Consider the following 21,032-nt stretch of genomic DNA (forward strand, 5'->3'; position numbering starts at 1 on the left):
TGCTACATGGATTTAAAGTTTTTATTTAATATAGGAGCTATGAAAATTTGCTCATTATTTTCGAATACTTTTAAAGTGCCTAAATATTCTAATGATTCAATTTCTTCTATTTGGGCTTCCCTTATATTTTCATTTAAAGTTATTGCAGTTTTGAGATCAGATCCTATGGTTGAAGGAATTATTATATCCTCACCGATAAATCCTTGTACTTCAACTCCATCGTTTGTCGTCTCGTTTATTAAAATATCGTTTTTTGAAAAGAGTTTCCTAAATTCAAAATTTTCCTTTGTGTAATTGTAGAGCCATTCGCTTGATTTCCATCTAGGGGTGCAGTTGAGAACAACAACGATTATCTCGTTATTATTTCCCATATCAAATGAAGATACTAAACATTTACCAGCCTGACCTGTATACCCTGTTTTTGTACCGGTTGCCTGTGGAACCATATATAGAATTTTGTTTATATTTTGATATGTTCTTGAGAAACCAGTATCCCAATATTCTTTTGTTTTAGATAGCTCATTAAAGAAATCTATTTGCTTTGTTTTGGATGTTAGTATAGCCAAATCGTAAGCAGTTGAATAATGATTTTGACTATCTAAGCCATGAGGAGATTCAAAATGAGAATCTAGAAGTCCAATCTCTTTTGCATATTCGTTCATTAATTTGCAAAATTCCTCTACAGATCCAGCAATTCCTTCAGAAATTGCAATAGCCGCATCGTTTCCGGATTTGAACATAAGACCGTAAAGCAATTCTCTTAGAGAGATTTCTTCATCTTTTTTATATCCAACCTTTGATCCTCTTATTGAAGAAGCCTGTGGTGAGATTTTGAACTTTGTATTTAGATCCCCGTATTTTAGAGCTACAAGCGAGGTTAAAATTTTTGTTGTACTGGCCATGGGTAAAATGTCATATGCATTTTTTTCGAATAAAACTCTGTTTGTTCTTGAATCAATTACTATAGCGGCCCTTGCATTTAGATCATAGGATTTTTCAATCTTTGCAAGAGGCATTAGAGTTTTAAACAATGATGCCGAAATGAAAAATAACGATAATGATGTAGTTACGCATAATCTAAATAAATTTTTTATGTACAAATTCAAGTCAATACACCACCCAATTTTTATTTAAAATACATTAGTATATTATGATTACATAGTGAAAAAACTATTCTATATTAAAGATACATTTTTTAGAAATCAAAATTTAAGCGTTCTCAATGGAGATTATCATATGATTTATTTTACTTTAACCTTATTAATTATTTTTTTAATCTTAATGATTAATGTTGAGATAAAGTTTGTGTTCAATTACTCTGAAGATGATATGAGGTTTAGGGTATATATATTTAAATTTGATATAACGAGATTCATAAGAACTAAAAAAAAGAAATTAAACCACGTTGATGGAAATTTGGAATCAAAAGCTCTAAAAAGCAAGCTTAATTTTGAAATATCAATAACTCTATTAATAGAAATTTTAAATAAGATCAAACTTTTAAAGCGTAAACCCAGATTTAAAATTAAAAATTATACAGAATTTGGATTTGAAGACGCAGATGTTACCGCAATTTTATATGGATATTTATTTATAATACATGGCATCATCTTAAAATTAATATCCTCTTATGTTGATTTAAATATTTTAAGTGTGAGAATAACACCGAAGTACAATTGTAATTTTTTAAAGTTTTATTTTGAGGGTATATTAAAAATTAGAATGGCTAAAATTATATATATAAGTTTTTTATTTATTACTTTAGGGAGGAAATTAAATGGATCAACATCCAATCGAAAATTTAATGAAAAATACACTTGAAAATATAAAAGAGATGATTGATGTAAATAAAATTATTGGAGATGCTGTGTACACACAAGATGGCACCACAATAATTCCCATATCTAAGGTTGGATTTGGTTTTGCTGCAGGTGGCTCAGATCTGAATTTACATAGTAAAGATTTTGAAAATGATAAATTTAATCCATTTGGTGGAGGTGCAGGAGCAGGTATTTCGATAAAGCCAGTGGCGTTTTTGGTTGTAAGAGAGGATACCATAAGATTACTTCCAATAGATCACAGTAACTCATATGAAAAGATAATTGATTCAATTCCTCAATTAGTCGATACCTTTAAGAGTCTTATCACTAAGCAAGATCCCAATATAACAGAAAGCTTTTAGGTAGTAGAAAATAAAAACATAGCTTTTTAAGTGTAATTTAAAAAGCTATGTTTTTTGTTATAACTGCAGTTCTTTAATAAATAAAAAATACATAAATATATAGAGTATAATTATTAAAAAACCGATTAAAAGCATTACGAAAGTTGAATTTATTTTTTATTTTTGAGGTACTATATAATTATAAGTTGGGAAATAATGGATGAAGAAGTAGTGATTCAAAATTGTAGTAAAGGTGTCTTAACAGTCTAGGAGGTTAATAATGGCAAGATTAAGCAAACAAATCAAAAATGAACTTGTAGCTTATGTAAATGATCGTGAAAAGGGTAAAAAAGCAGGTCAAGCTATTATGGAATTTTATAATATGAATGAGGAAGAACTAAAAAAATATCAAGACGGTGTTCCAGTTGAAGAATTTATCCAAAAGTTATATATAGCGTATAGAAATGAATATTTTTTGAAAAGTGTTTCTAACAATAAAAAATCCAAATCTGCACCCATTGAATTAGATAAAGAGCAATTATTTAGTGAGCTTGGAGAAACTATAAATCGCATGAATGAATTGTACACTAAGATGAAAAAAATATTAAATGTTTAATATTTATGGAAGGACATGTTAAATGTGAATTGTTTAACATGTTTTTAATTTATACAAGTATATTAAAAGATTAGAGTTTGTTATATAATTATGATCAGCAATAAAATAAAGAATTTTAAAGCCTAGAAAGGAGTTTTGATATGAATTTGTATATTGCTTCTGATCATGCTGGATATGAGTTTAAAACTAAAATAATTGAATTTATGTCAGAAAAATTTAATGATTATAATATCTTTGATTGCGGTACTTATTCTGAAGATGCTGTTCATTACCCTGAATATGCTGAGAAAGTTTGTGTAAATGTACTTTCAAACGATTCTTCATTAGGAATTTTGATATGTGGAACTGGCATAGGAATGAGTATTTGTGCTAATAAAATTAGTGGTATAAGAGCAGCACTTTGCAATGATACCCTTAGTTCAAAACTTTCAAGAGAACATAATGATGCCAATGTACTTGTTTTAGGAGCGAAAATTATAGGTTTCGCCTTGGGCATGGACATTATAACAAATTTTTTAAATTCAAAATTTGAAGGTGGTAGGCATAATGAAAGGTTAAATTTAATTACGGATATAGAAAACAGAAGATAAGGAATATTAAATTCAAAAATGTACAAACTATATTTGTAGCAATTTAAGGGGGATTTAGAGGATGGCAACTTTTGAAAAAAAAGATTATGGGAATATAGCAAAGAAGGCAAGCACACTCCTGAAGGAGGGAGTAGGCATTACTCAAATTTTAAATATTACAAACCTAGATTTCACAAAATTAAAGGGTATTAAATATAGAAATAAATGATTTTGATGTTTGGATTACTATACATTGTGATAGTAGTCCAATTTTTATATTGTGGTCTACATACAAGCATTGGAATTGAACTATTATGATTTAAAATATTTGAATTATACTAAAAATATTCATAATAATTTTTATGTAATTTTTATTGAATTTAGGTATTTTTATTTGTATTATATAATCTAGTAAAATGAATACTTGTACAGTTGATTTATTTATTTTTAAGCTTGATTAAAGGATGAGGGTTTTGAATGAGTGTTAAATTTATTAATATAGGTTTTGGCAATATAGTATCTGCTAATAGACTCGTTGCGATAGTCAGTCCCGAATCAGCTCCTATTAAAAGGATAGTTACGGAAGCTAGAAATAGAGGAATGCTGATAGATGCTACATATGGAAGGAGAACGAGGGCAGTTATAGTTACTGATAGTGATCATGTTATACTTTCTGCTGTTCAACCTGATACTGTGGCAAATAGGTTGTATGTTAAGGAAAATGGTGTTAAAGAACAATTGGTAGAAGAGGAAGAATGATTATTTTATGGTTAATGTGTGTAACAAAGGAATGCTTATTGTAATTTCTGGACCTTCTGGAGCTGGAAAGGGAAGTGTTTGTAAGGAGCTTATGAAAAAATACGATTATAATATTTCTGTATCTGCCACTACTAGATTGCCTAGAGAAGGTGAAGTAAATGGAGTTAACTATTATTTTTTAGATAGGAAGAGTTTTGAAGATAAGTTATGCAAGGATGAGTTTTTAGAGTATGCCAATGTGTACGGTAATTATTATGGTACTCCTAAAAAAAATGTAGAAAATGAATTGAATAAAGGAAATAAAATTATTTTGGAAATAGACATTCAAGGAACTCTTCAAGTGCAGAAGATATATAAAAATGCAATTTACATATTTTTGTTGCCACCATCCATAAGTGAGCTTAAAAATAGAATATTGAAGAGGGGAAGTGAAACTGAGTCATCATTTAATTTGAGATTCTCTTCCGTGAATGAGGAGCTTAAGTACATAAATAGTTATGATTACGTTGTTATAAATGATGATTTGGATAGTGCTGTTGATAAGGTGCATAGCATAATAAATACGGAAATGAGTAGAATAAGTAGAATGAATTTAGATAAATTTTTCGAATATTATGTTTTTTGAATTGGAGGTATTTTGTGAAAGATTCAATAGTTGAACCTTCTGTAAGTGAGCTTTTGAAGAAGGTTAGTGATAAGTTTTCTCTTGTAATATTATCGGCACGGGTTGCACGTATGGATATAGATAAAGATAAAGATATTAAAAGAGATAAACATATTAATTATTTGACTCAATCAGTCAGACATATATACGAAGATAAGGTTCAATATAAAATGATTGATATAGATAGTAATTGATTCTATAGTTTTGTGGTTTGTATACTTAGGTGATCTTATTCATCTAAGTATTTTGTTTATGCTAAATTCTAGAGGAGAATTTAATGAAAAAGTATGCAAAAATAATTATTCAATCATTGAGTGATAAACTCGATAAATTTTTTACATATTTAATTCCAAATGAAATTTTAAGTGATGTTCATTTAGGAAGTGTTGTCAAGATTCCTTTTGGAAATAACAATAAGATAGTATTCGGATTTGTATTTGAACTACTCGATGAGAACGAGGGTTTAGAAAGTGGTATTAATTATTTAGATAAAATAAAAATTATAAAATCTGTAGATAGTAGATTTTATTTGTTACCTGAATTTTTATATTTAATCAAATACATAAAGGATAAATATCTTTGTTCCTATTATGAAGCTGTAAGTTTGTTCGTTCCAAGTAAATTTTTAGATAGTGCGAGTCTTAAAATTAAGGGTTACATTTATTTTGATACTCGTATAGAAATTCCACGTAAATTTAATAAAGAGCCATATACTTCAATATTAAAATTTATTTCTGATAATCAAAATGTCTACGATAAAAAAGAAATTAGTAGAATTAATAATTTTTCTAAAAGTTCCATATCAACTCTTATCAAACATGGAATATTAAAGATTAAATCTGAAGAGCTAATCATATCTCCTTATAATAAATCCTATAATTATGAAAAAAAATATCTTAACTATGAACAAAAAAAGGTTTATAATGAAATCATAGAATCCGATGATAGTGTGTTTTTGGTACATGGAGTTACTGGAAGTGGTAAGACGGAATTATATCTTTCTTTATTTGAGTATTTTGTAGCAAATGGTGGAGATTGTATAATCCTTGTTCCAGAAATATCATTAACTCCTCAGATGATTGAAAGAGTCAAGGGAAGATTTAATGATAATGTGGTAGTTTATCATAGTAAGTTAAGTTTGAATGAGAGATATTCAGAATGGAAACGTGTGCTTTCAGGAAAAGTAAATGTGGCTATTGGCACACGTTCCGCACTGTTTTTACCTTTTAGGAATTTGATGTGCATTGTAATAGATGAAGAGCATGAGGTTACATATAAATCAGAGAGTGACCCTAAATATTTGGCTAGAGATGTTGCGATTAAATATTCTAAGATAAAGCCAGGGTTGAAAATTGTTTTAGGATCTGCTACACCGAGTATAGAGTCTTATTATAAATCTCAAAATGGAGAGTATAGACTTTTGGAAGTTAAACAGCGGGTTAATTTTAGAAAATTGCCTGAGGTTAGAATTGTAAATATGAAGGAAGAATTAAAACAGGGTAACAGATCTATTTTTAGTAGAGAGTTATATTCAAAGATAAATGACAGATTGTTTAAACGAGAACAAGTGATTTTGTTCATAAACAAAAGGGGATTTGCTAATTTTGTTTCCTGCAGATCGTGTGGATACGTATATAAATGTAAGTTTTGTGATATAACTCTTACGTATCATGGGGCTAATGAATGTTTGATCTGCCATTATTGTGGGTATACTGAAAGAAATCATAGTAATTGTATTAATTGTAACAGTAGTTATGTTAAATATTTTGGGGTAGGAACAGAGAAAGTTGAATTTATATCTAAAAGAGTTTTTTCCAATTCTAACGTCAAAATTTTGAGAATGGACTTCGATACTACTCGTGCAAGGAATTCGTATGATGCGATTTATGAGAAAATTAAAGGTAGAGAGGCAGATATAATAATAGGTACGCAAATGATTGCCAAGGGATTCGATTTTGAAAATATAACTCTTGTTGGAATATTGGCTGCGGATATGAGTATGAATATTCCTGATTATAGAGCCTATGAGAGAACTTTTCATTTATTGCATCAAGTAGCAGGAAGGGCAGGAAGAGGAGATAAGCCTGGAGAAGTAATTGTTCAAACTTATGACCCTGATAGTTACGTAATCAAATATTTAGAAAAAGGTGATTATAAATCATTTTACAGTGAGGAAATCAAAATGCGAAAGCTTCTTGACTATCCTCCATTTACGGATATGTTGAATATATTGTTTCAATGTAAGGATGTAGATTTTTTTGACAATGTTATTATAGGTTTGTGTAGGAAGTTAAGAGATTCATTTTCTCATGTTTATAGTATTTTGGGACCATCGTCTTGTATAGTTTCGAAAATAAATGAATACCATAGGTGGCAGATAATAATGAAGGGAAAATATAATTTTGATTATTATACCGATGTAAAGGAAATGGTATATGAAGATTTGAGACGTTGTAAGTTTTCGCATAAGGTTAGTTTTGATGTAAATCCTTATTCTGTATTTTAAATGGGAGGAAATTTTGAAATGGCATTAAGAGAAATTAGGATCGATGGCGATGAGGTATTGAGGAAAATAAGCAAGAAAGTTGATAAAATAGATGATAATTTAAAAATATTGATTGATGATATGTTTGAGACTATGTATCATGCTGATGGTGTAGGGCTTGCGGCACCCCAAGTAGGAGTACTAAAAAGAGTTATAGTTATTGATATAGAGGTAATAAAGAAGGTTATGATAAATCCTGAAATAGTTTACGAGAGCAAAGAGGAATTTCAAGATGGTCATGAGGGATGTTTAAGTGTTCCGGGTGTAGAAGATGTTGTTAGAAGACCGAACATTCTGAGAGTTAGATATATGGATATTGATGGAAATTTAATAGAGGAAGAGGCTAGAGATTTATACGCTAGGGTGATTTGTCATGAGGTTGATCATTTAAATGGGATATTGTTCACGGACAAGGCTCTAGATAAGCAATAGGAGGGGAGTTTATGTCTGAACGTAAGTTACGAGTAGTTTTTATGGGAACTCCAGATTTTTCCGTACCTACCTTAAAAATGTTAATTCAAAATTATGATGTGTTAGCTGTCGTTACCCAGACAGATAAGCCAAACGGAAGAGGGCACAATATTAAATTTTCACCAGTTAAGGAAGTTGCTTTAGAAAATGATCTATTAATATATCAGCCTAAAAAGATAAGAGGTAATGATGAGTTTTTGATGAGTATGAGAGGTTTAGATCCAGATGTAATTGTTGTAGTAGCATATGGTAAAATATTACCTAAGGAAATTATAAATTTGCCGAGATATGGGTGTATAAATTCTCATGCTTCTTTACTTCCAAGACATAGAGGAGCATCGCCTATAAATTTTGCCATTATAAGTGGAGATACTGAGAGTGGAATTACTACTATGTTTATGGATGAGGGTTTGGATACGGGCGATATAATTGAAAAGTATGAGACTACTATAGGCGACACTATGACAGCAGGAGAATTGCATGATGAACTCAAAGAGTTGAGTGCTTATGCTATTAGAGATACTCTTTTAAAGATAGAAAAAGAAGAATTTACTAGAAAGAAACAAAATGATTTAGTTAGTACGTATGCTCCACTTCTCAGTAAGGAAGTTGGGCGTATAGATTTTTCAAAATCAGCCAAAGAAATTGTGAATCTCATAAGAGGATTAAATCCTTGGCCTATTGCATATTGTTTATATAAAGAAAAGAAAATGAAAATATACGAAGCTGTTGATTGTAGAATAGATGATAAATATGATGGATATAAATTTGGTGATATATTGAATATAGATGACGAAGGAATATTGGTTAAATGTGGAGATGGTGGTATAATTATAAGGGTTATACAGTTTGAAAATAAAAAAGCTATGTATGTTAAATCTTTTCTAAATGGTAATACTATAGAAAAATTAAATTTAAGTTAAAAGGAGTGATTTGTTTTGTTTTTTTATGATTCAACAATGATTCTATTACTACCTGCAATCATCGTTACTATTTTTGCACAGTATAAAATTTCCCAATCATATAAAAAATACTCAAAGATAAATACGGGAAATGGAATGACTGGAGAACAAATTGCGTCAAATATATTAAGAGCTAATGGGATATATGATGTTGACATCGAACTAGTAAATGGTCATATGACAGATCATTATGATCCAGTTTCGAAGAAATTGAGACTTTCGAGGGATGTGTTTTTTGGAACTTCAATTGCTTCAGTTGGTATTGCAGCACATGAAGTTGGTCATGCTGTTCAACATAATATTGGTTATATACCTCTCATACTTAGAAATAGGATAGTTCCTGCTGTGAATTTTGGTGCTAGCTTTTCTTGGATATTGTTTTTTATGGGATTTATATTTAGTGTGAGACCGCTTTTATTGTCCGGTATTGTATTATTTTCTATTACAGTTTTGTTTCAACTTATTACCTTGCCTGTTGAGATAGATGCATCTAATAGGGCGATAAGGTCTATTGTTGATATGAATTTATTGGATAAACAAGAAGTTTCAGGAGCTAAAAATGTGTTGCTCTGTGCTGCATTAACGTATGTAGCAGCTGCTTTAATGTCAGTTATGAGTTTATTGAGATTGATTGTTTTGTCATCGAGGAGAGATTAAAATTAGTGGTTAAAAATTCGAGGTATTTAAGTGTTATTATACTGAATGATATTTTCAATAATGGATCTTACTCAAACATTACTTTAAAAAAGTATCTAGAGAATAGTGGATTAAATGTAAATGATAAAGGCTTAGTTACAGAGATTGTTTATGGAACACTACGATATAAGTTATCCATTGATAATTTTATTGCCAGCTTGGTAAGGAAAGTTGATGATAACGATATATCCACGATCATTTTAAGAAGTGCTATATATCAACTTGAGTATCTTGATAAAATTCCTGTTTATGCTATTTTAAATGAAAGTGTAGAGTTATCAAAAGTTTTGTGTAAGAGTAAAAGTAAATTTATAAATGGTGTCTTGAGGAATTATTTGAGAAATAGAGATAATATTAGATTTGATAAGAATACTCTGGAACATGAGTATTCTTTTGCTACATGGATGATAAATTTACTTAAGAAAAATTATCCCAATAGGTATATAAATCTAATGGATATGTTAAATAGAAAAATTGATACATGTTATAGAGTCAATCATTTGAAGGGTTCTAAAAAAGAGATTATACATAAATTTAATGAGTTTGATATTGAAGATTTACATAATTTTAAAAGTGCTTTTCGAATTAGGAATTTATCAAATGTAACTAATACATATTTGTATACACAGGGTTTATTAAGTATACAGGATTTAAGTTCTCAACTTGCTTGTGAAATCATGGAGTCATGTAAAAATGATATTGTTATTGACTTGTGTGCTTCTCCAGGAGGAAAGTCTTGTTATATAGCTGAATTGATGGGGGATGAAGGGAAAGTTATTTCTTGTGACATACATAGTCATAGAGTTGATTTGATAAAAAATAGTATTAAGAGACTTGGATTGAGATCTGTAGAATGTGTTTTAAATGATGCAACTTTAACTAATGAGAAATTTTTAAATATTGCAGACAAAGTTATTTTAGATGTTCCATGTTCTGGAATTGGTGTTATAAATAAAAAACCTGAAATAAAATGGTTTAAAAATAGTTCGGGTTTGGAAGAAATTATAAATGTGCAGAGAAGGATAATTCATATATCTTCTTCGTATATAAAGCGAAATGGAGTTTTGGTGTATACCACGTGTACTTTGAATAGAGATGAAAATGAAAATATAATTAAAGAATTTTTAAATGAGCATAGAGAGTTCAAGATTGAGGATATAGATGAAAATGTCTTTTCTGGATTAGATTTTGAAAAGAAATCTGGTATGATTACGCTTTTTCCGAGTGATTTAAATAGTGGATTTTTTATTAGTAAGTTAAGGAGAATTTAGTTATAAGTTATATGGTTAATATTTTAGATCTTAAGAAAGATGAGCTTAGGCAGTATTTGTATGATAATAATTTTAAAAAATTTAAAGCAGATCAAATAAATGATTGGATATTTAATAAAAAAGTTTTTGATTTCTATAAAATGAGTAATTTGAGCAAATCCGAAAGAAAAGATATTTCTAACATCTTGTGTATATATATTCCAGAAATTGTTAAAGTACAGGAATCACATGATGGAACGATTAAATTTCTATTAAAATTAAAAGATAATAATTTAATTGAATGTGTTTTTATGGTACATGATTATGGAAATACGATTTGTATATCAACTCAGGTTGGTTGTAAAATGGGGTGTAGGTTTTGTGCATCTACTATTAATGGATTTGTTAGAAATTTAGAATTGTGTGAGCTTTTATCACAAGTATTAGTTGTTGAAAAGTATACTTCTAAAAAGGTCAATAGAGTAGTGCTTATGGGAACGGGTGAGCCATTGTATAATTATAAAAATGTGGTGAGTTTTATATATGAAATGAAAGATAAATTTGGTATGAGTAGTCGTAACATGACTCTTTCTACTTGTGGAATTGTTTCTAAAATCTATGATCTAGCTAACGAAAATATGAATATAAATCTTGCTATTTCATTACATGCTGTTAGTGATAAAAAGAGAAGAACTATTATGCCTGTTGCAAATTTGTATTCTATATCTGAATTGATAGATGCCTGCATATATTACTTTGCTACTACCAAAAGACGGATTTCTTTTGAGTACATATTGATAGATGGTGTTAATGATGAAGATCATGATGCAAATGCACTGGTGCGTTTGTGTAAAAAGGTGAAAGCTCATGTTAATATAATACCTATTAACGAGGTTAAAGAAAATAAATTTTCGCAGTCTAGGAGAATTAAGGAATTTTGCGATGTATTATCGACAAATAATATAAATGTTACTATTAGACAGAAAAAGGGAGCAGATATAGATGCAGCTTGTGGTCAACTTAGGCTAAGTTATAGTAAGTAGGAGGATACTCTATAATGTTCGGTGCTATGAGTGATATAGGTAATCTCAGAACTGTAAATGAGGATTGTTTGGATTACTATATTTGTGATAATTACCAGTTATATGTTGTTGCCGATGGCATGGGAGGACATAATGCTGGTGATGTTGCTAGCAAGATGTGTGTACATAAAATTAAGGAATACATTAACGAAAGGTATTCTAGCTATGAAGACATAAGGGAAATGCTAAGTGATGCAGTTAAGTTTGCTAATAGGGCTATTTATGTTAAGTCTTTAGACAATAAAAAATATAAAGGGATGGGAACTACTTTAACGTTGGCTTTTGTGTATAGCGGGAAAATTTATATTGTTAATGTTGGAGATAGTTGCTTTTTCGTTATAAAGGGTAATACAATTACTAAGATAACTAAAGATCATTCTTTGGTTCAGCAATTTGTAGATAATGGTATTTTAACTCAGGATGAGGCAAAAGATCATCCCAATAAGAACATTATAACGAGATCAGTAGGTATAAATCATACTGTAGAGGTAGATTTTTTTGTTATTGATAACGATGATAAGAGCTTTTATTTATTGTGTACTGATGGATTAGTAAATGATATTGATTATAGGGAAATTGTTCCATATATTACTGGTAATAGAGAAGGACTTTATGCAGTTTGTAGCGAATTAGTTGCTTTGGTTAAGGAAAGAGGTGGAAGGGACAACATATCTTTAATAATTTTTGGAGGCACTAATAATGATAGGTAAGGTAATAAGTGGGAGATATGAGATAATAGAAAAACTTGGCGAAGGTGGCATGGCTAATGTGTATAAGGCCAAGTGCAAAATTTTAAAGAGATTTGTCTCAATTAAGATATTAAAACAAGAATTAACGAATGATAGTGATTTTGTGCGTAAGTTTAAAGACGAGGCAATGGAAGTTGCGAAATTATCTAATAACAATATAGTGAGTGTTTATGACATAGGTACTGAAGATGATATGCATTATATTGTTATGGAATATGTAAATGGGAAAACTCTAAAACACTATATTAGTGATGCAGGATCGTTGTCTGTTAAGGTTGCATTAGACTTTAGTGTACAAATTTGTAATGCTTTAGAGGTTGCTCATAATGTAGATTTAATACATAGAGATGTGAAGTCGCAAAATATATTAGTTTCAAATTCTGGAGATATAAAAGTTACAGATTTTGGAATTGCAAAATCCTCTGATTCAGCAACAATAACTAATTCAGGTAAAATTCTAGGTTCTGCTTACTACATATCTCCTGAGCAGGCTAAGGGTAATTTTGTTGATTCCAGAAGTGATATATATTCTTTTGGTGTTGTTATGTATGAAATGTTTACGGGAAAGTTACCTTTTACTCATGGGACTCCGGTTAATGTTGCCTTACAGCATATACAGGTTCAACCAATAGAGCCGATTGAATTAAACGGTAAGTTACCTGTTGGTATAAATAATCTTATAATCAAATGCCTTCAAAAAAATCCTATTTTAAGGTATCAAGGCATCAAAGAAATAAAGAGAGATCTTATTAAATTACAAAGTGATAGAAATTTTACAGTGTCTAAGTGTAACGTAGATACAACTATGGTAATGGAAACAGTAAATTCAGATTCTATTCAGGAACAGAGTACTATTAAAGAGAGAAATTTGATGAAATCAATTGGTGTGATTATTATTTCATTTTTAATAGTAAGTGCTTCGGTTTTTGTATTTGGAAATATGAAAAGTATATTTTCTAAGGGTATTGAAGTCCCATTAGCATCTGGGAAATTGGGTGTTCAGTATAAACGTGAATTAGAATCTTTGGGGCTTAATTATGAATTATCAGGATACATAGAGAGCAATTTGGAGAAAAATTTTGTTGTAGATACCTATCCTAAAGTTGGAACTTTGGTTAATAAGGGAGATATTGTTAAAGTTATTTTAAGTAGTGGAATGGAAAAGGTTAAGGTTCCAGATTTGTTGAATAAAACCTTGGATCAGGCAAATACAATTTTGAAAAATCTCAATTTAAAATTAGGAAAAATTGAAGAGCGGTTTAGTGACGTTTATAGTGTTGGGAAAATAATGATGCAAACTCCAAGTTATAATTCTGAAGTTGATCAAGAACAATCTGTTGATGTAGTTATAAGTAGAGGTTCTGAAACAACATTTGTAGTTGTGCCTAATTTTATTGATCTTAGTATTGTTGAAGCTCAGAACAAGGCTAGTTTAAGTGGTATTACAATAGAACTGAATTCTGTAAGTACTGGTGACAAGGATAAACACGAGAAAATATTTGAACAATCGATACCTGAGAATATTGAGATTAAACCTAATGTTGTTGTTAAATTGAGCTATTACAATTATGATGAAAACGTAAAAGAATCTGGAAGTGACAGTGATTCTGAAAATGATGTTGAGGACGATAAGATTAAAGATATTGAAAATGTAGAAAATTCGGATTCTAATATTTTCAATAAGGATATTGCGAAAGATGAAAAAAATTTTGATGAAAGTGAAGAAGATAAAGATGTGATTGATGAAAATGAAGTTGATGAGATAAAAGATACTTCATCTGATTAAGAGTAGAATTGAATAATTGTGTTTGATAAATTTTTGATAGCTTTTTGAAATTTCATTTGAATTTTAAAGGCTATTTTAATTTTAGAGGTAAACTTAAATGAATTTTGTTAATGGAATTATAGTTAAAGCTATAGATGGTTTTTTTTATGTACTTTGTGGTAAAGATGAGTATTTTTGTAAATCAAGAAAAAAGTTTAGGTTTGTAGATATTGAGCCTAAAGTTGGGGATAATGTTTGTATAGGGATTGTCGATGATGAAAAAAAAGAGGGCGTTATTGAAAAAATTTATGATAGGATATCCGATTTTATTAGACCGCAATTAGCTAATATAACTCAAGTATTTATTGTAATTTCTTATAAGAATCCAAAAATGAATTTTGAAATGCTCAATAAACTAATAATAAATTTTGAAGTTTTAGGAATTAAACTTTGTGTTATTGTAAATAAATGTGATTTACATACTGAGAAAGATATTGATACATTGAAGGAAATTTTTTTAAATTTCCCTTACGAAATTATATTTGTAAGTGTTAAGCAAAATTTAAATATTGAACTCATTACAGAAAAAATACAAAATAATCTTTCGTGTTTTTGTGGACCATCTGGTGTTGGTAAATCTAGCATTATTAACTCTATATTGAATTATAATTTTATGGATGTATCTGATTTGAGCTCTAAAATCAAAAGAGGGCGTCATACCACAAGGTTTTCACAAATTATATATTTGGAATACCTGAATGGATATATTGTTGATACTCCAGGGTTTACTTCTGTTGATATACATAATGATATAACCAAGGATAATCTTAAGGATTATTTTATAGAGTTTAATGAATATAGAAATTGTAGATTTCGTGGATGTGCACATATTAATGAACTCGATTGTTCTGTTAAAGATGCTGTTAAGGCAATGAATATAAATAAGCTGAGATATGATTTATATATAAAAATCTATAATAAATTTAAGGAAAAGAGAAAATAAAGTGGAAGCTTTGATATTTGGAAATGGGAATTTTGAAAATAACAATATGGTATATGAAATTTTAAAGTCTAGAGAGACATTTGTAATAGGAGTGGATGGAGGATGTAATCATCTTATTGATAATAAAATAAAAATTGATTTAGCTATTGGAGATTTTGATTCTATTAAATATAAAGATGTCGTATATAACACTTCGAATACTTTGAAAACCAATATGAATATTAGCGACTTGGAATTTGCTATTGATTATTGTTTAGATAAAAATTTTAGTAAAGCATATCTATTTGGATTTACAGGAAAGAGATGTGATCATTTTTTACTTAATCTAAATTGTATGGTGAAAGGATTTAAAAACAATTTAGAAATATTAATGATTGATGAATTCAATATAATAACTTTAATTGAAGGTGAGAAGATTTTTGATAAGGGACGTTTTAGGTTTTTTTCAATTATTCCAATATACGATAATACTAGAATTTCTATAAGTGGTTCTAAATATGATCTTTATGATGAAAAGGTGGATTTGTTTAGTACTTTGACTCTATCTAACGAATGGAAAGAAGAAAAAGTAAAAATACATGTGGATAAATTAGTTTATGTTTGTTTAGTATTGTAAATTTATCATAAAACGTATAAGTTGTCATATATATAAACAAGTATAAGTTTTTTTATTTTTAATTTAGGGGAGCAGATTGTATGAAAATTATAGCAGTGAAATTACCTAAGTGTTTATCAAAAATTGTCAAAATATTTACGAGAAAATAAATCTTTATAATAAAGGGTGGTTCAAGTCACTCTTTATTATTTTTGTGAAATTTATCAAAAATTGAAAAAACAATTTTGTTATTTATCTTTATAATGATATGTAATAATAATCTTGAGAGTAAAGTACAATATCTGAGAATTTTTATGAAAAGATACTATTTAACTTTCAAAAAATGGAAATCATTTATAAATGTACTATTAAAAAGGAGTGTATTAAAGTGAAAAGGTTAATATTAAAAACGTTAAAGGCTACAGCTATAGCTTCTGTTTTTATATTTCCTATTTTTGCCCATGCAGAATCAGTTCCAAATACAAATAATAATACACGAAGATATATATGGAATGAAAGTAAGGCTATGCAATCGAAGCAATATATGGAAAAGATAAGTAATGTAAGAGATGAAAAGCTACGCAAAACTTTAGAAATAGAAAATACAGATGTGTATCTAGAGAATATGGATATGCTTTATAATTTATCGTTGAAATTAGGAAAAGTAGATGAAGTCGAAGAGATAATGACAGAATATGAAAAAGATCAAATTTTTTATGAATTGCTATTGTTAACGGAAAATGAAGAGTTAGCAACAATATATCGTGACGATCCAGAACTACATTTTAAATTTTATAGAGTGATAAGTTGATAATTGAATCGTAAAGCCTGTTAAATTTTTATTTAACAGGCTTTAATATTATAAGAACGAATAAGATTCAAAATATTAAATGGAATTTGAAAATGAGTTTTTGATAACTAAGTTTATTTTAAATGTGAGGATCAATAAAGTCATGTTAATAAAATCATTTTGATAAAATTAATGTTGTAATTATTTTTGTAAATGTGTTATCATTCTTGATGTTGGGTCTTAGGCTTTTATATAAGTTATAAGGAGTGATTTTTAATCTTGAAAATTAAGAAATCGATTTTGGCAGGTATTATTGTTTCAATTGTCTCTTATAATTATCTCTTGAATTATGATATGTTATCTAAAGTTGTGTTCTCTGTAGCACTAATAATAATATTAACAATGAATTTAAATCTGTTTACAAGTAAGGTAGCTGTCGTTTTGTGTTCAGATTCACATATGTATAAAAGAATTAAGGATATATCAATTATATTTTTGGGAAATGCATTGACTTGTATGTTTTTTGGATTTTTATTTTCGTTTATGAGTGAAACTCATGCAAGGGATGTCTGGGAAACTAAATTACAAACTGACGTATTCATTGCGTTTTATAAGGCAATACTTGTAGGGTTCTTAATGCAAATAGCAGCTACGTGTAAACATGATTTTGTTACTATAGGAGCTGTGCTATTGTTTTTAGGGATTTCAGGTGAACATAGTGTAGCAAATATAGCATACATGAGTATAGCTCGAGCATTTAGTTGGGAATCTTTAATTTATATATGTATTTCTATAATTGGGAATACTGTTGGTGCGATTATTATATACCTACTTAACAAGGAGAGTAAAGTATTAGATTTTAAAAAATGAAATTAGTGATTTTATGGATTGATGAAATTGGATTTTATGATTAGAGGGAGTAGATTGTTTAAATTAGTTCTACTCCTTTTTTGTTTTATTGATTTATTATATGGACTAAAAAATTTTCGAAATATCTTTGAAGAGTTTTATTTCAGTTTCTAGCATTACATGAGTATAAGTTTGAAGTGTAAAAGAAACATTTGAATGACCTAGCCTTTTTGAAAGTATTTTGTAATTTACGTTTTTATTTAGTAAAAGAGTTGCGTGAAGATGTCTTAAATCGTGAAATCTTATTAGTTTAATATTATTCTTTATTAGAAATTTTCTGAAACAGCTTGAAATGGTGTGGGTATTGATTGGGATTTCAGTATTGTATTGATTTGAGAAAACGTACTTGGAATTTCTCGATTTATAGAGTTTTTTAAGTAATTTTACGCTTTCCTTAAGAAGAACAATTTGTCTAATTCCTGCATTTGTTTTAGGTTCAGAAATTTCGGATAGGCCACTTGTGTATACGTAAGATTTGTTTATAGTTATTATATTTCGATCAAAATCTACACAGTCCCACGTAAGTGCTGCAACTTCTCCTCTCCGTAGACCGGTTTCCATAACGAAATATACTAAATTGTAGTATTTAAATTTTTTAAGTATGGGTAGATATTTTTTTATATCTTCTTCTGTCCAAAGATTTATTATTTTTCTCTTTATAGGAGGTAGGGTAACTTCATCAAAGATATTGGTTGATATAAATTTACTCAATTTAGCAAATTTAAAAATATATCTAAATATTTCGAGAATTTTTCTCTTGTAGGAGCTTGAGTACATTTTGATTTCGTATTCGATGAAATTTTGAATATCACGAGGTTTTATATCTCTTATATTTTTGTTAGCATAATCAAATCTGTCTAGAATTAATTTTACAGTATTTTTATAAGTCACCATGGTAGACAATTTTAACCCTTTAGAACGACATTTTTCTAAAAATAATAGTGAAATATCCTTAAATCGTCTACTGCTCTTTTTGAATGATGGTATTTTTTTACTTGCATCTCGGGCAGCTTCTATACACTCTTTCTTTGTTTTAAATCCTTGTTTTCTTTTATATTTCTTATTTCCATATTTATCTTTGCCAGTACAAATACAATATTCCCAGTTTTTATTATCTTTCTTTAAAATAGTCATTTTAGAGACATCCCTTCTAAGATTTTGTTAGTTATAAAATCTTTTTAATACCTTGTAATATAGTCGAGTGTACACGTTAAAATTTGAATAATCATGATTTGCAAAATAAAAGGATCTTAGACTAAATTTTTAATTAATCTAAGATCCTTATTAACGTTAGAAAATATATACATATGTACAAAACAGGTTGATGAGTAACGTATATGAATAGAGAGTGTCGTCCTAAAAATTCTAGTAGGAAGTTTTTTCTTGGTTTTAAATATTGCAATAAGTTTCTCTGCTTCAACTCTCTATTTAAAAAATATCCTGTGATAAATAGAAATGACCATGGTATGAGAGGAAAGTAATCTGTTGAATGGAATCCAGACATGGGGAATCCTAAATATGTACTTGCCATATTGCTGTACAAAATATTTGGAATTTTAACTATATTCCACATTTCAAATCCTAAAAATCCTCGATTTATATTTTTGGTTAGAATAAATAAGAGTAGACAAATACAAATTCCTTTAATTGGATAAACTTTAGATAATAGGTTTTCGATAGGTATGATCAATAACATACAAGATCCTATTAATGTAAGTATACCAAACCTTATACTATTTTCAGGAATTACAAATGAAGTAAAGACTGAAATTAGCATTCCTAAAATCAAAATATGTAATCCTCGTTTTAACTTTTGGCGAGAGAACGAATAACAGAATCCTGATATGAGTATAAAGGTCCAACATATAAATTGTTGCCATATGTATACACCTTTTGATTGATACCAACTCCAATTGAATCCAAATAAATACACTATATCCCATATTCCATGATAAATTACCATATTTAAAATAGCCATACCTCTTAACATGTCTATAACATGATATCTTTCAGAGATTATGAGATTCTCTTTTTTACGCATTTCTGTTAAATAGTATCCATCAAAATGAATTTGATAGAATTGATAATTGATTTTCTTGATGACAATTTTTCTCCCCATTTCTTGTGATTATTAAACATAATGATTTGTTCAATTTGTATGTGAACTATAACACATAATGCTTGATTAATCAAATACGAATTAATATTTTTGATATTAAATTGCGATGTATATGTAGTATTTAGCATTAAGTATGATGTATAATTGGATGGGTAAACGTATCTATGAGCAGTTAAATACCTTACTTAATTGAGCTATAAAAATTTTAGTTTTGATAAATAGTTTAAAATGGATAATAAATTTTGAGAGGTGATCATCATGAATATAGGTATTTTAGGTTCTGGAAAAATTGTAATTGAAATGCTTGATTTTATAAAAAGTATAAATGGAATAAAGATTGAAGCCATAATAGGCAGAGAAAAATCAAGGCATAAGCTTAATTTGATAGCTGAAGAAAATGATATAAATAAAATTTACACTAATTTCGATGATGCCATCAAGGATGAAAAAATAGATTTTATTTATGTTGCTTTGCCAAATAACTTGCATTATGAATATTGCAAAAAAGCTTTGCTAAATGGAAAAAATATCATATGTGAGAAACCATTTACAAGTAATAAAAATCAATTGAATGAATTAGTTGATATAGCTGAACAGAAAAAATTATTTTTATTTGAGGCAATTACGAATCAATATTTACCTAATTATATTAAGCTTAAAGAGATAATTAACGATATAGGTAATGTGAAGATTGTAAGTTGCAATTATTCTCAATATTCATCAAGGTACGACGATTTTAAGAATGGAGAAATTTCTCCTGCCTTTGATCGTATGTGTAGTGGTGGAGCTTTGATGGATTTAAATGTTTACAATATTTATTTTTTGGTTGGACTTTTTGGAAAGCCGAAATCGATTTCATATTTTCCGAATATTTATAAAAATATAGATACTTCTGGAATTGCTGTGCTCAATTATGAGAATTTTCAGGGAGTTTGTATAGGTGCTAAAGATTGTAAAAGTAGAAATTACATAAGTATTCAAGGAGAGAAGGGAACCATATATGTAGATACACCTAGTGGGGTTTGTGAAGTTGTTGAGGTGTTGTTTAATGATGGTAAGGAAATGAAATTTAAATTAAATGAGCACAAGCATAGAATGCAACATGAGTTCGAAGATTTTTTAAAAATTTACAACGATGGCAATTTTGATGAATGTAAGCAAGCCTTGAGGAAGAGTGTTGATGTCATGGAGTTACTTGATTCTGCAAGGGAGTTTGCTAAATTACAAATTTTAAAATAACGATTATTGAGTCATATTTAAATTGATGTATGGAAGTCAAGGCTAGTAGTTATTTAAAGTAATTTACTAGCTTTTTTCACCGTGAAAG

General features: G+C 28.7%; 24 protein-coding genes. 21 read left to right on the plus strand and 3 right to left on the minus strand.

Annotated features, from left to right (window positions below; genetic code table 11):
- Positions 1 to 2 precede the first annotated feature (2 nt).
- Positions 3 to 1,043: a D-alanyl-D-alanine carboxypeptidase gene (locus tag AALI31_RS03280; RefSeq protein ID WP_489885362.1), complete on the minus strand. Its 1,041-nt coding sequence runs from the start codon at positions 1,041 to 1,043 to the stop codon at positions 3 to 5.
- A 193-nt stretch (positions 1,044 to 1,236) separates the two neighbouring features.
- Between AALI31_RS03280 and AALI31_RS03285 the strand changes: the two genes are divergently transcribed.
- The 20 genes from AALI31_RS03285 (at position 1,237) to AALI31_RS03380 (ending at position 17,547) form a co-directional block, all read left to right on the plus strand.
- Positions 1,237 to 1,821, plus strand: a complete 585-nt coding sequence (locus AALI31_RS03285; protein ID WP_489885101.1) for a DUF2953 domain-containing protein — start codon at positions 1,237 to 1,239, stop codon at positions 1,819 to 1,821.
- On the plus strand, positions 1,778 to 2,182 hold the full coding sequence (ytfJ, locus tag AALI31_RS03290) for a GerW family sporulation protein (protein WP_489885102.1): 405 nt from the start codon (positions 1,778 to 1,780) through the stop codon (positions 2,180 to 2,182). The genes AALI31_RS03285 and ytfJ overlap by 44 nt, the downstream gene beginning before the upstream one ends.
- Positions 2,183 to 2,441: 259 nt before the next feature.
- A complete protein-coding gene (locus tag AALI31_RS03295) occupies positions 2,442 to 2,777 on the plus strand; it encodes a hypothetical protein (protein ID WP_489885103.1) in 336 nt (111 codons plus the stop codon).
- A 140-nt stretch (positions 2,778 to 2,917) separates the two neighbouring features.
- Positions 2,918 to 3,367 carry a ribose 5-phosphate isomerase B gene (rpiB, locus tag AALI31_RS03300; RefSeq protein WP_489885104.1) on the plus strand — a complete coding sequence of 150 codons (450 nt, stop codon included), beginning with the start codon at positions 2,918 to 2,920 and terminating at the stop codon, positions 3,365 to 3,367.
- Between the two features lie 61 nt (positions 3,368 to 3,428).
- Complete coding sequence (locus tag AALI31_RS03305; RefSeq protein ID WP_489885105.1) at positions 3,429 to 3,575, plus strand: hypothetical protein; 147 nt, start codon at positions 3,429 to 3,431, stop codon at positions 3,573 to 3,575.
- A gap of 248 nt (positions 3,576 to 3,823) precedes the next feature.
- Complete coding sequence (gene remA / locus AALI31_RS03310) at positions 3,824 to 4,105, plus strand: extracellular matrix/biofilm regulator RemA (protein ID WP_489885106.1); 282 nt, start codon at positions 3,824 to 3,826, stop codon at positions 4,103 to 4,105.
- Between the two features lie 7 nt (positions 4,106 to 4,112).
- Entirely contained in the window at positions 4,113 to 4,730 is a 618-nt protein-coding gene (gene gmk, locus AALI31_RS03315) for a guanylate kinase (RefSeq protein WP_489885107.1), read from the plus strand.
- A gap of 14 nt (positions 4,731 to 4,744) precedes the next feature.
- On the plus strand, positions 4,745 to 4,963 hold the full coding sequence (rpoZ, locus tag AALI31_RS03320; RefSeq protein ID WP_489885108.1) for a DNA-directed RNA polymerase subunit omega: 219 nt from the start codon (positions 4,745 to 4,747) through the stop codon (positions 4,961 to 4,963).
- Positions 4,964 to 5,046: 83 nt separating this feature from the next.
- On the plus strand, positions 5,047 to 7,275 hold the full coding sequence (gene priA, locus AALI31_RS03325) for a replication restart helicase PriA (protein WP_489885109.1): 2,229 nt from the start codon (positions 5,047 to 5,049) through the stop codon (positions 7,273 to 7,275).
- Positions 7,276 to 7,293: 18 nt separating this feature from the next.
- A complete protein-coding gene (def, locus tag AALI31_RS03330) occupies positions 7,294 to 7,746 on the plus strand; it encodes a peptide deformylase (RefSeq protein ID WP_489885110.1) in 453 nt (150 codons plus the stop codon).
- A gap of 11 nt (positions 7,747 to 7,757) precedes the next feature.
- Positions 7,758 to 8,708, plus strand: coding sequence for a methionyl-tRNA formyltransferase (fmt, locus tag AALI31_RS03335; RefSeq protein ID WP_489885111.1), 951 nt, complete (start codon positions 7,758 to 7,760; stop codon positions 8,706 to 8,708).
- Positions 8,709 to 8,723: 15 nt separating this feature from the next.
- Positions 8,724 to 9,404 (plus strand): zinc metallopeptidase, encoded by a 681-nt coding sequence (locus AALI31_RS03340; protein WP_489885112.1) that lies wholly within the window; start codon positions 8,724 to 8,726, stop codon positions 9,402 to 9,404.
- Positions 9,405 to 9,409: 5 nt separating this feature from the next.
- A complete protein-coding gene (rsmB, locus tag AALI31_RS03345; RefSeq protein ID WP_489885113.1) occupies positions 9,410 to 10,714 on the plus strand; it encodes a 16S rRNA (cytosine(967)-C(5))-methyltransferase RsmB in 1,305 nt (434 codons plus the stop codon).
- Positions 10,715 to 10,725: 11 nt separating this feature from the next.
- The gene (gene rlmN / locus AALI31_RS03350) at positions 10,726 to 11,736 is read left to right on the plus strand and encodes a dual-specificity RNA methyltransferase RlmN (protein ID WP_489885114.1); all 1,011 of its coding nucleotides are present in this window, start codon (positions 10,726 to 10,728) and stop codon (positions 11,734 to 11,736) included.
- A gap of 14 nt (positions 11,737 to 11,750) precedes the next feature.
- Positions 11,751 to 12,485 (plus strand): Stp1/IreP family PP2C-type Ser/Thr phosphatase, encoded by a 735-nt coding sequence (locus tag AALI31_RS03355; RefSeq protein ID WP_489885115.1) that lies wholly within the window; start codon positions 11,751 to 11,753, stop codon positions 12,483 to 12,485.
- The gene (gene pknB, locus AALI31_RS03360; RefSeq protein ID WP_489885116.1) at positions 12,475 to 14,310 is read left to right on the plus strand and encodes a Stk1 family PASTA domain-containing Ser/Thr kinase; all 1,836 of its coding nucleotides are present in this window, start codon (positions 12,475 to 12,477) and stop codon (positions 14,308 to 14,310) included. The genes AALI31_RS03355 and pknB overlap by 11 nt, the downstream gene beginning before the upstream one ends.
- 97 nt (positions 14,311 to 14,407) lie before the next feature.
- Positions 14,408 to 15,292: a ribosome small subunit-dependent GTPase A gene (gene rsgA / locus AALI31_RS03365; RefSeq protein WP_489885117.1), complete on the plus strand. Its 885-nt coding sequence runs from the start codon at positions 14,408 to 14,410 to the stop codon at positions 15,290 to 15,292.
- Between the two features lies 1 nt (position 15,293).
- Positions 15,294 to 15,908, plus strand: a complete 615-nt coding sequence (locus AALI31_RS03370; RefSeq protein ID WP_489885118.1) for a thiamine diphosphokinase — start codon at positions 15,294 to 15,296, stop codon at positions 15,906 to 15,908.
- Between the two features lie 367 nt (positions 15,909 to 16,275).
- Positions 16,276 to 16,698, plus strand: a complete 423-nt coding sequence (locus AALI31_RS03375) for a hypothetical protein (protein WP_489885119.1) — start codon at positions 16,276 to 16,278, stop codon at positions 16,696 to 16,698.
- Between the two features lie 258 nt (positions 16,699 to 16,956).
- Positions 16,957 to 17,547 (plus strand): formate/nitrite transporter family protein, encoded by a 591-nt coding sequence (locus AALI31_RS03380; RefSeq protein ID WP_489885120.1) that lies wholly within the window; start codon positions 16,957 to 16,959, stop codon positions 17,545 to 17,547.
- 105 nt (positions 17,548 to 17,652) lie between these two features.
- On the opposite strand, the gene AALI31_RS03385 is transcribed toward AALI31_RS03380, so the two are convergent.
- The gene (locus AALI31_RS03385; protein WP_489885121.1) at positions 17,653 to 18,720 is read right to left on the minus strand and encodes a site-specific integrase; all 1,068 of its coding nucleotides are present in this window, start codon (positions 18,718 to 18,720) and stop codon (positions 17,653 to 17,655) included.
- A 133-nt stretch (positions 18,721 to 18,853) separates the two neighbouring features.
- Positions 18,854 to 19,627, minus strand: a complete 774-nt coding sequence (locus AALI31_RS03390) for a heparan-alpha-glucosaminide N-acetyltransferase (protein WP_489885122.1) — start codon at positions 19,625 to 19,627, stop codon at positions 18,854 to 18,856.
- A 336-nt stretch (positions 19,628 to 19,963) separates the two neighbouring features.
- On the opposite strand from AALI31_RS03390, the gene AALI31_RS03395 reads away from it, so the two are divergent.
- Positions 19,964 to 20,944: a Gfo/Idh/MocA family protein gene (locus tag AALI31_RS03395; protein ID WP_489885123.1), complete on the plus strand. Its 981-nt coding sequence runs from the start codon at positions 19,964 to 19,966 to the stop codon at positions 20,942 to 20,944.
- The last annotated feature ends 88 nt before the right edge of the window (positions 20,945 to 21,032 follow it).

It is taken from the genome of Anisomitus miae (SeqCode) (assembly GCF_054906395.1).

Coding starts and splice junctions, on each gene's coding strand:
- AALI31_RS03305 (WP_489885105.1), top strand. CDS start 3,429: ATGGCAACTTTTGAAAAAAAAGATTATGGGAATATAGCAAAGAAGGCA.
- AALI31_RS03285 (WP_489885101.1), top strand. CDS start 1,237: ATGATTTATTTTACTTTAACCTTATTAATTATTTTTTTAATCTTAATG.
- AALI31_RS03355 (WP_489885115.1), top strand. CDS start 11,751: ATGTTCGGTGCTATGAGTGATATAGGTAATCTCAGAACTGTAAATGAG.
- rpiB (WP_489885104.1), top strand. CDS start 2,918: ATGAATTTGTATATTGCTTCTGATCATGCTGGATATGAGTTTAAAACT.
- remA (WP_489885106.1), top strand. CDS start 3,824: ATGAGTGTTAAATTTATTAATATAGGTTTTGGCAATATAGTATCTGCT.
- priA (WP_489885109.1), top strand. CDS start 5,047: ATGAAAAAGTATGCAAAAATAATTATTCAATCATTGAGTGATAAACTC.
- rsgA (WP_489885117.1), top strand. CDS start 14,408: ATGAATTTTGTTAATGGAATTATAGTTAAAGCTATAGATGGTTTTTTT.
- rlmN (WP_489885114.1), top strand. CDS start 10,726: ATGGTTAATATTTTAGATCTTAAGAAAGATGAGCTTAGGCAGTATTTG.
- AALI31_RS03295 (WP_489885103.1), top strand. CDS start 2,442: ATGGCAAGATTAAGCAAACAAATCAAAAATGAACTTGTAGCTTATGTA.
- fmt (WP_489885111.1), top strand. CDS start 7,758: ATGTCTGAACGTAAGTTACGAGTAGTTTTTATGGGAACTCCAGATTTT.
- AALI31_RS03395 (WP_489885123.1), top strand. CDS start 19,964: ATGAATATAGGTATTTTAGGTTCTGGAAAAATTGTAATTGAAATGCTT.
- ytfJ (WP_489885102.1), top strand. CDS start 1,778: ATGGATCAACATCCAATCGAAAATTTAATGAAAAATACACTTGAAAAT.
- def (WP_489885110.1), top strand. CDS start 7,294: ATGGCATTAAGAGAAATTAGGATCGATGGCGATGAGGTATTGAGGAAA.
- gmk (WP_489885107.1), top strand. CDS start 4,113: ATGGTTAATGTGTGTAACAAAGGAATGCTTATTGTAATTTCTGGACCT.
- AALI31_RS03385 (WP_489885121.1), bottom strand. CDS start 18,720: ATGACTATTTTAAAGAAAGATAATAAAAACTGGGAATATTGTATTTGT.
- pknB (WP_489885116.1), top strand. CDS start 12,475: ATGATAGGTAAGGTAATAAGTGGGAGATATGAGATAATAGAAAAACTT.
- AALI31_RS03390 (WP_489885122.1), bottom strand. CDS start 19,627: ATGCGTAAAAAAGAGAATCTCATAATCTCTGAAAGATATCATGTTATA.